Raw genomic sequence first — 9618 nt, 5'->3', positions numbered from 1 at the left:
TGACCTGATTCTATTTCTCCAACAACTTGAAGCTTAAAAGAAATTGAATAATCTTTTTGGGTACGCTTTACATACCCAGTGTTTTCTGATGGTTTCATTACACTAATGTTTTAGTGTATCGCTATTTCAGGACGGGACATACATATATTATTTAAAGCCTTATCTAAAACAGATAGGGCTTTTTTTAGAGTATATTTTTACCTTTTAAGTAAACCGATACTTCTAACAGATAAAGAAGTAAAGCATCTCTTGTTTAGAATAAAAAAAAAGCCCATCAATTACAGACTTTTTTATCTGTTTGATGGGCTTAAATATGTTGAGATTTAAAACGAATTAATCCTCTTTTCTATCTTCTCTTGGTTTTCTATCGTCACGTCTGTTATCACGACCTCTATTATCGCGAGAGCCACGATTATCTCGTCCGCCAGAACGTTTATCGTCTCTTGGAGGTCTTTCCTTAAAACCTTCTGGTTTTGGTAAAATAGCTTTTCTTGATACTTTTTCTTTTCGCGTTCTTGAATCAATTCCAAAGTATTTTACGTCGAAAACGTCTCCCATGTTTACAACATCAGATACATTTTCTGTACGTTCCCAAGCTAATTCACTTACGTGTAATAACACTTCATTTCCTGGAGCATCCATATATTCTACAACAGCACCAAAGTCAAGCATTTTAATTACTTTTACCTCGTATACTTTGCCAACTTCAGGCTTAAATAAGATAGCATCAATTTTTGCCATTACAGCATCGATACCTTTTCTACCAACTCCTAAAATTTCTACAATACCTTCTTCGGTTACTGGGTCTTCGTTAATAACGATTGTAGTCTCAGTTTCCTTTTGCATTTCCTGTATTACTTTTCCACCAGGTCCAATTAAGGCTCCAATAAACTCGTTAGGAACACGTCTGGTTACCATTGTAGGCGCATGCTCCTTAACTTCTGCATTTGGTGTTGCAATAGTATCTGTTAATTTCTCTAAAATATGTAAACGACCATCGCGAGCTTGTTTTAGCGCATTCACTAAAATCTCGTAACTTAATCCTTTTACTTTTATATCCATTTGGCAAGCGGTAATACCATCTGCAGTACCTGTAACTTTAAAGTCCATATCACCAAGGTGATCTTCATCTCCTAAAATATCAGATAATACTGCGTATTTATCACCTTGCGAAATTAATCCCATGGCAATACCAGAAACAGGTTTCTTTAATTGAACACCTGCATCCATTAGTGCCATTGTACCTGCACAAACTGTAGCCATAGAAGAAGAACCATTAGATTCTAAAACTTCAGACACCACACGAACTGTGTAAGGACACTCATCTGGCACCATACCTTTTAATGCACGCTGTGCTAAGTTTCCATGACCTACTTCTCTACGTGATGTACCACGAATTGGTCTTGCTTCTCCAGTTGAAAACGGAGGGAAGTTATAATGTAAATAAAAACGCTCTTCACCTTCAAAAGATGGCATATCTAACTGGTTTGCATCTCTGGAAGTTCCTAAAGTTACTGTTGCTAATGCCTGAGTTTCTCCACGTGTGAAGATTGAAGAACCATGAGTTGATGGCAAGTAATCTATCTCACACCAGATTGGTCTAATCTCATCAGTTTTTCTTCCGTCTAAACGTAATCCTTCGTTTAAGGTTAAATCGCGAATTGCAGCTTTTTCAGCTTTATAGTAATATTTTGAAACTAAATCGCCATAATCTTCTAATTCTTCTTCAGAAAATGTAGCTTTAATTTCTTCTTTTATTTCAGAGAAAGCATTACTTCTTTCATGTTTAGCAGATCCTGCTTTTGCAATGGCGTATACTTTATCGTAAGCCATATCATGAATTTTCTTCTCTAAATCTTCTTCTTCTCTTTCTCCTTCATATTCACGAACCTCTTTCTTTCCAAAGGCTTCTGCCAATCTTACTTGGGCTGCACATTGTACTTTAATTGCTTCATGAGCAAACTTAATAGCGTCTGCCATTTCTTCTTCAGAAATTTCATCCATTTCACCTTCTACCATCATTACAGAATCGGCAGAAGCACCAATCATCATATCTAAATCAGATTCTTCTAATTGTGCGCGTGTTGGGTTAATTACAAATTCACCGTTTACACGTCCAACTCTTGCTTCAGAAATCGGGCATTCAAATGGGAAATCTGATAATTGAATTGCTGCAGAAGCGGCTAATCCTGCCATTGCATCTGGCATAACGTCATCATCATGAGACATTAATTGAATCATTACCTGAGTTTCAGAATGATAATCTTTTGGAAATAATGGACGTAAAACTCTGTCCACTAAACGCATAGTTAATACTTCTCCATCACTTGGTCTTGCTTCTCTCTTAAAGAAACCTCCTGGATAACGACCAGCAGCAGCAAACTTCTCGCGATAATCTACTGTTAGTGGTAAAAAGTCCACTGGACTTTGTTTATAATTGGAAACAACTGTACATAATAACATACATTTTCCTGATTGTACAACAACAGAACCGTGTGCCTGCTTTGCTAATTTTCCGGTTTCGATAGAAATTTCTCTTCCATCACCTAGGTCTATGACCTCTCTAAAAACTTTTGGAATCATAAATAAGTTTTAATAATTGCACATTAGAGGTAGTAGCTCTATTGGCACTTTTGTTAAACATTGGTAGTTGTGTTGTGGTAGTAGTTGTGACCAATGAAAAACTGTAATTAGCTTCTTCAATTTTGGAGTTTATACTCTTCCAAATCGAGTTAATATATACCAAAAAACCACGCTGTTAGGCGTGGTCTTTGTATTTAGATTATTTTCTTAATCCTAATTCTTTTACTATTGCACGATATCTTAAAATATCTTTTTTAGTTAAGTAATCCAGTAAAGCACGACGCTTTCCTACTAACATTACTAACGAACGCTCAGTATTATAATCTTTACGATTGTTTTTTAAATGTTGCGTTAAATGCTCAATTCTGTGTGTAAATAATGCAATTTGGCCTTCAGCAGAACCTGTGTCTTTAGCATCTTTACCGTGCTTTTTAAAGAGTTTCTCTTTGTTTTCTTTAGTTAAATACATTCTAATATTATTGTAAATGATTGTTATGTACACGAAAGCTTTTCTTTCGAGCGGCAAATATACGCTTTTTTGTTTAATTGCAAAGTTTTATATAATAAAGACCTACAGGTTTTTAGAAAAGATTAAATGCTAAATATAATTAGATTTCCAATTATGCTCTTAATGGCTGGTTGGTTATTAAATCTATATATTGATTTACTTTGTTTTTAAGTTCTCTTCTGTGCATGACAAAGTCAAGGAAGCCATGTTCTAATAAAAACTCCGAGGTCTGAAAATCTTCTGGTAATTCTTGTCCTGTTGTGTCTCGAACTACACGTGGTCCGGCAAAACCAATTAAAGCACCAGGTTCTGCGATATTAATATCTCCCAACATTGCAAAAGAGGCTGTTGTTCCTCCCGTTGTTGGATCTGTACAAAGTGAAATATATGGAATGCCAGCATCTGCCAACTGTGCTAGTTTAGAAGATGTTTTTACCAGTTGCATTAAGGATAGTGCAGCCTCCATCATACGTGCTCCACCAGACTTAGATATAATCATGAAAGGTAACTTTTTCTTTAAAGCATAATCTGCAGCTCGCGCTATTTTCTCTCCCACAACACTTCCCATAGAACCTCCAATAAAAGAGAAATCCATACAGGCTATTACTAAATTCTTACCTTTAGATTTGCCAACTGCACAACGTACAGCATCTTTTAATTTTGTTTTCTCTTGTGCTGCTTTTAAACGGTCTGGATACTTTTTAGTGTCCTCAAATTTTAAAGGATCTTTAGATGTTAAATTGGCATCTAATTCTTTAAATTTATTATCATCGAATAAAATTTCGAAGTATTCTTTACTACCAATTCTTACATGGTAACCATCTTCTGGGCTAACGTAGAAGTTTTTTGCTAATTCTTCAGAATCTACAATTTTTCCAGTTGGTGATTTATACCACAAGCCTTTAGGGATATCTTTTTTTTGTTCGGTAGAGGTTTGTATACCTTTTTCTTTTCTTTTAAACCAAGCCATATCGTTCATGTTTTGGATCCTTTACTATTATAAAGGACAAGTTTAGATTTTCGATTTTAAATATTTTAAAATCTATTTAGTTAGTTTTGTTTTGCTTTTTGAAAGCGTACAAAATTACTCAATTTATTAATAAGACTCAAAATTAGTTGATGCTATATAATATTTCTAATCTAAATTAAAAAAGAAAGCCACAAATTATATAACTAAAATGGGGCTTTTATAAGGTGTAAGATGTTCTTTACAAGGTGTTAACGTTATTTAGGTCTTCGAAAGCCTTCTTTAAACGTTCTACAAATGTTATTTCTCCTTTGCGTAACCAAACTCTAGGATCGTAATATTTTTTGTTTGGGACTTCTGCACCATCAGGATTACCTATTTGTGTTTTTAAATATTCTGCTTTCTCTGTCATGTAATCGCGTATTCCAGAGGCGAATGCATATTGCATGTCTGTATCAATATTCATTTTTATTACACCGTAACCAATGGCTTCACGAATCTCTTCGACCGTAGATCCAGAACCACCATGAAAAACAAAATCGATATGATTATGCTCTACATTATATTTTTTAGAAATAAACTCCTGTGAATTTTTTAAAATTTTAGGAGTTAACTTTACGTTTCCTGGTTTGTAAACACCATGAACATTACCAAAAGCAGCAGCTATAGTGAACTGGTCGCTTACTTTGCTTAACTCTTCGTAAGCATAAGCTACCTCTTCTGGTTGCGTGTATAATTTAGATTCGTCTACGTCGCTATTGTCAACGCCATCTTCTTCACCACCAGTAATACCTAATTCTATCTCCAATGTCATACCCATTTTACTCATGCGTTCAAGGTATGTTTTACAAATTTCTATGTTTTCTTCAAGTGGTTCTTCACTTAAATCAATCATGTGCGAGCTGTATAAGGACTTTCCAGTTTCGGCAAAATGCTTTTCACTGGCATCAAGTAAACCATCAATCCAAGGCAATAACTTTTTAGCACAATGGTCTGTATGTAAGATTACTGGAACGCCGTAAGCTTCTGCCATTAAATGTACATGTTTAGCGCCTGCAATACTTCCTACAATGGCTGCCTTTTGGTTTTCGTTACTTAGTCCCTTACCTGCATTAAATGCACCACCTCCATTAGAAAATTGAATAATTACAGGAGCATTTAAAGCAGCCGCTGTTTCTAAAACACCATTTATAGAATTTGAGCCTATTACATTAACTGCTGGTAGGGCAAATCCTTTTTCTTTAGCTAGTTTAAATATTGCTTGAACTTCTTTTCCTGTTGCTACTCCTGGTTTTATTTGGTGTGACATTGTATGATTTTTTATGTTAAAAATAGAATTTCAAAAGTAATGAAATTTTAAATATGTTGCAGAAAAGAAACTATAAAACAACGAAAGCGTTGTAGTAAAATTTAGAAAATAACACTTAAAAAGGATAATTAATACCTATGTTATAAACGGCGTTTGCAAAGTTATAATCTTTAAACCAGCGATTACCTTCATCATAAGATGGGTCGTAGGTTTTAAACCCAATATCTCCTCTAAGTACAAAGAAATTAAAATCGTATCGTAAACCAAATCCAGAACCAATAGCAATATCTTTAATAGAGGCTAAGGAGTTAAAGGTTGCTGCTTCATCATTTACATCGTCGAGTACATTCCAGATGTTGCCAACATCGACAAAAAAAGCACCGTTTAAGGCTCCAAAAACATTAAAACGATTCTCGGCGCTTAAAGCTATTTTCATGTTTGCTTCGTTAAATTCGTTGGTAGTTTTAGAACTTCCAGGTCCTAAGCTGTAGGCAGACCATGCGCGATTGTCGTTAGCACCACCACCAAAAAAACTTTTAGAGAATGGTATGTTAGAGGCATTTCCATAAGGAATTGCAATACCAAAAAAAGTACGAATAGCAACTACATTTTTATTGCCTAAATCCCAATATTTTACATAATCAAATTCCGTTTTAACATATTGAGAAAAAGCGACGTTAAATATTTCGTATCGGTCGTTAGCGTTTTTTTCAAGCCCAAGAAGGTTTGAGGCAGAAGCAAATAAGTTTCCAGCAAGTTCTAAACGTAATCTAAATATAGAAAAGTCGTTATCGAATAAATTATCTCTTCTGTCTCTGGTGTAACTAAAATTTGAGGCAAGAATTAAATTATCTTCTGTTAGTCTTTCTTTTCTTTCACCAATATTGTTTACTATTTGCAAGTTGTCTGCAGATAGCGTATCGCCTAAATTTCCTGAAGCGGCATCAATAATAAATTGATTGGCACCATTTGGAATGCTGAGCGTTTCGCCAGTATTTATATACCCAGAATTAATAGCGATACTGTTGAGCGTATCGAAAGAGTTTTCGTAAACTCTAAAATAATTTGCAGTGTTTAAATTTTTAACAAACTGAATATTAAAAACATCTAACCTGTTTGTTACTTTATTGTTAGGTGTCCAACTATAATTAAAACTTCCAGTGAGTGTTTGCTTGTCTAACCCAACATTGGTTTGGCTGGTTGTTGCCAAACTAATTCGTGTAGAAGGAAACATGGAACTTGGAATGATTTTTTCGGTATTAAAAGGCGAAAATAATCGAGGAATTGTAAGTCTTAAATTAGCACCAATTTCATTAATGTCGAAAAACTGGTCGCGCTCATTCGCACCATCTTTTGAAGCGCCAATAGATGCAATTCCAGATAGCTCAAGTGTTTCTGCACCATTAAAAACATTTCGCATTAAAATACTTGGGTTTAAGGAGAAACCAATGGCTTGAATATTGCTTTGTGAAGCTTCAGCACTAAAACCAAGCCCAAAACGTTTTAACGGTGTTAAATAAATATTTGCAGTTAATGTGGTATCCGCATTTTCTATATAATCTATTTTGGGATATTTAAAGGTTTTTAAATTACTAATCCGGCGAGAAGTGAGTGGCTTGTCTTTGTCCTTAAATAGTGAGTTTGGTCTAATAAATATGCCATTAGTTAGTGTTTTGGGGTTATAGCGTAGTTTTTCCTTACTATAAATGTTAATGCCATTATACGTAGTAGAATCTGTAATAGGATTATCTCTATTTTCGAAAGCGCTATTGGTGTAAATATTTACATCTTTTATTTTATAAATCTTAAAAGGCTCGTAAATAGTTGTGTCTGCCTCACGAACAGCTCTATCACTTATCTGCAACTCTATATTAATTTTCTTTGTTTTACCAATACTATCCATTTCATAATAGATATTGTCTTGAGAGAAGTGATACACGCCAGAGTTTCTAAATGTTTCGGTTATGCGATCACGCTCTTCTATAATTGCATTTGTACGGTATTGGGTGTTACTTTTAATTAAAGATTTATTGATAGTACTTTGGTATAGTGAGTCTATAATAGGAGTTGCAATTTTGGTCGATAAAGAGTCTATAGTATATGGAGTACCTAAGTTAACATTGTAATTTATAGTAGCTCTTTGGTTGTCGTTCCTTATGGTTTGGTAATCGGCTTCAACATCCAGCCAGCCATTATTCCAATAGTAACTTTCTAATCTTTTTATTGTTTTATCAGATAGGGTGTCGTTAACTATAACAGGAGCCTCTCCAGTATTTTTAAGCCAGTTATTAAAACCAATTTTAGACTGTAAACGCCTGTTAAATTGTTTTTTAGATAGAAACCGAATTTGCCTTGCTGTTTTTTTAGGATTGTTTTCTATTTCTGCTCGTAAAATAGAATCTAAATTTGGTCTTGCCAGATTATAGATGTAAAGCTTAGTTTTAAAATTTATATAAGGAATACTACTGTTTGGTTTCTGGTAAATAAGATTGTTAACCACTTCGCTATCCTCTATCTTATCATTAACTAAAATTGTGGTTTTGGTTAATAAATGCTCATCTTCAGGCACGCGTTTAACAGAATTACACGAGGTTAACAAACCAAAAATTAAAATAATAAATAGTATTTTTGAACCTTGTATTTTCAAATAAGCAGATTTAAAAGGATTGATTTTTTATAATTTGAATTGCAACAGATTCAAAAATACATTTTTTAAATGCTATCAAAAAGCCAAATAAAATTAATAACGCGTCTCAAGCAAAAAAAATATAGAATTGCTGAAGGTTTTTTTATAGCCGAAGGTGAAAAAGTTATTCAGGAACTTTTAGCTTCATCTTTAAAATTACATCATTTGTTTACAACAACGTCTATTAATAATCATTTCGATAAACAAACGCTCATTACAGAGGCCGAACTTAAAAAAATTAGTTTTCTTACCACGCCTAACAAAGCTTTAGCCGTTTTTAAAATTCCAGATAATAGTCCAGTAAATTTAAAGGGCTTGGTTGTAGCATTAGATAGTGTGCGCGACCCTGGAAATTTAGGAACTATTATTAGGCTATGCGACTGGTTTGGTATTAAAGAATTGGTTTGCAATAAAGAAACGGTAGATTGCTATAATCCTAAAGTAGTACAGGCTACAATGGGCTCTATTACACGTGTGAATATTAATTATCTGGATTTAAATTCTTTTTTAGCTGAAGCTGAAACACCAATTTTTGGCGCTTTTATGGATGGTGAAAATGTTTACAACTGTCAATTACCTAAAGCAGGGATTCTTGTTATGGGAAACGAAGCTAATGGTATTTCGCAAGCTGTAGAAAAACAAGTAACAAAACGCATTGCTATTCCTCGCTTTGGCGATTTACAAGCCACTGAAAGTTTAAACGTTGCCACAGCAACGGCTATTTTATTGAGTGAATTTAGGAGAAAATAAGTTAAAAAGTGCCTTAAATTAAAAGTAAATAAAGATATTTATTCAACCGAGTAAACACATAAAATTGTAGCTACCGACTGAAAAAGAAGTATTACCTAAAGGTGAAATTAATAAAAATCCCACGTGTTTTCATAGAGTTTATGTTACCTGTCCATGGGCTGTTAGGGTCGAAATCTCTTACTAATTCATCATTTAATGCAAAAATACCACGAATAGAAGGTGTGAATTTAAACCAGTAAAGGTAAAAGTCTATTCCAAAACCAAGATCTAAAAATTGCGTGCTTTTGGTTGTTCTAAATTCGCCACCACTATTATCTTCAGGGTTTTTTTCGTTGCTCGACAAGTTTAACGATGTAGCGACACCAACAGTAATAAATGGTTTAAAATTGTTAACCCGTTTTGTAGAAAGCCTCATCAATAAAGGAATATAGATGTAGGTTGACTTAACTTCACGAATAAAATCTGAATTATTTAAGTCATCCGGAGGAATACCTTCAAAATAGTTTTCTGGGTAATATAAATTTCGGGCAGCAATTACCAAACCTGGTTCCAGCCTAAAATTAATATAGTCGTTAACGCGTACATCTCCAACCAAACCTACGTTAAAACCAAAGGTTTTTTCGTTGCGTATGTCTCCTTTATTATCGTTATAGTCAAATTTATAATCGAGATTATTAGTCCCGAAATAGTAACCCCAACTAAGGGTTTGTTTATCCATACTTTGGTTATTCTGGACTTTTTCTTTTGTAAATAATTGTGCAAAACACGCTGTGTTTACTGCTATTATGGTAATTAGGGCAAATAGGTGCTTCATT

General features: G+C 34.0%; 7 protein-coding genes. 1 reads left to right on the top strand and 6 read right to left on the bottom strand.

The features are described from left to right. Positions 1–333: 333 nt before the first annotated feature. The 5 genes from ACVC43_RS00460 to tamL form a co-directional block, all read right to left on the bottom strand. Positions 334–2583: a polyribonucleotide nucleotidyltransferase gene (locus ACVC43_RS00460; RefSeq protein WP_452222607.1), complete on the bottom strand. Its 2250-nt coding sequence runs from the start codon at positions 2581–2583 to the stop codon at positions 334–336. Positions 2584–2782: 199 nt separating this feature from the next. Next, positions 2783–3052: a 30S ribosomal protein S15 gene (gene rpsO / locus ACVC43_RS00455; protein ID WP_452222606.1), complete on the bottom strand. Its 270-nt coding sequence runs from the start codon at positions 3050–3052 to the stop codon at positions 2783–2785. A 151-nt stretch (positions 3053–3203) separates the two neighbouring features. Further along, positions 3204–4061, bottom strand: coding sequence for an acetyl-CoA carboxylase, carboxyltransferase subunit beta (gene accD / locus ACVC43_RS00450; protein ID WP_452222605.1), 858 nt, complete (start codon positions 4059–4061; stop codon positions 3204–3206). Between the two features lie 238 nt (positions 4062–4299). Next, the gene (fbaA, locus tag ACVC43_RS00445; RefSeq protein WP_452222604.1) at positions 4300–5367 is read right to left on the bottom strand and encodes a class II fructose-bisphosphate aldolase; all 1068 of its coding nucleotides are present in this window, start codon (positions 5365–5367) and stop codon (positions 4300–4302) included. A 115-nt stretch (positions 5368–5482) separates the two neighbouring features. Then, the gene (gene tamL / locus ACVC43_RS00440; protein ID WP_452222603.1) at positions 5483–8014 is read right to left on the bottom strand and encodes a translocation and assembly module lipoprotein TamL; all 2532 of its coding nucleotides are present in this window, start codon (positions 8012–8014) and stop codon (positions 5483–5485) included. Positions 8015–8083: 69 nt separating this feature from the next. Between tamL and ACVC43_RS00435 the strand changes: the two genes are divergently transcribed. Continuing rightward, positions 8084–8803, top strand: coding sequence for a TrmH family RNA methyltransferase (locus tag ACVC43_RS00435; RefSeq protein ID WP_452222602.1), 720 nt, complete (start codon positions 8084–8086; stop codon positions 8801–8803). Between the two features lie 91 nt (positions 8804–8894). On the opposite strand, the gene porT is transcribed toward ACVC43_RS00435, so the two are convergent. Then, a complete protein-coding gene (porT, locus tag ACVC43_RS00430; protein ID WP_452222601.1) occupies positions 8895–9617 on the bottom strand; it encodes a type IX secretion/gliding motility protein PorT/SprT in 723 nt (240 codons plus the stop codon). Position 9618: the final 1 nt, after the last annotated feature.

This window comes from Lacinutrix chionoecetis (genome assembly GCF_053604665.1).
Note: the sequence above shows the minus strand (reverse complement) of the source record. Positions and strands in the feature narration are given on the sequence as shown.

Excerpts from the sequence above, each read along its gene's own strand:
- ACVC43_RS00435 (WP_452222602.1), top strand. The coding sequence starts at position 8,084 with ATGCTATCAAAAAGCCAAATAAAATTAATAACGCGTCTCAAGCAAAAA.
- rpsO (WP_452222606.1), bottom strand. The coding sequence starts at position 3,052 with ATGTATTTAACTAAAGAAAACAAAGAGAAACTCTTTAAAAAGCACGGT.
- ACVC43_RS00460 (WP_452222607.1), bottom strand. The coding sequence starts at position 2,583 with ATGATTCCAAAAGTTTTTAGAGAGGTCATAGACCTAGGTGATGGAAGA.
- fbaA (WP_452222604.1), bottom strand. The coding sequence starts at position 5,367 with ATGTCACACCAAATAAAACCAGGAGTAGCAACAGGAAAAGAAGTTCAA.
- accD (WP_452222605.1), bottom strand. The coding sequence starts at position 4,061 with ATGGCTTGGTTTAAAAGAAAAGAAAAAGGTATACAAACCTCTACCGAA.
- porT (WP_452222601.1), bottom strand. The coding sequence starts at position 9,617 with ATGAAGCACCTATTTGCCCTAATTACCATAATAGCAGTAAACACAGCG.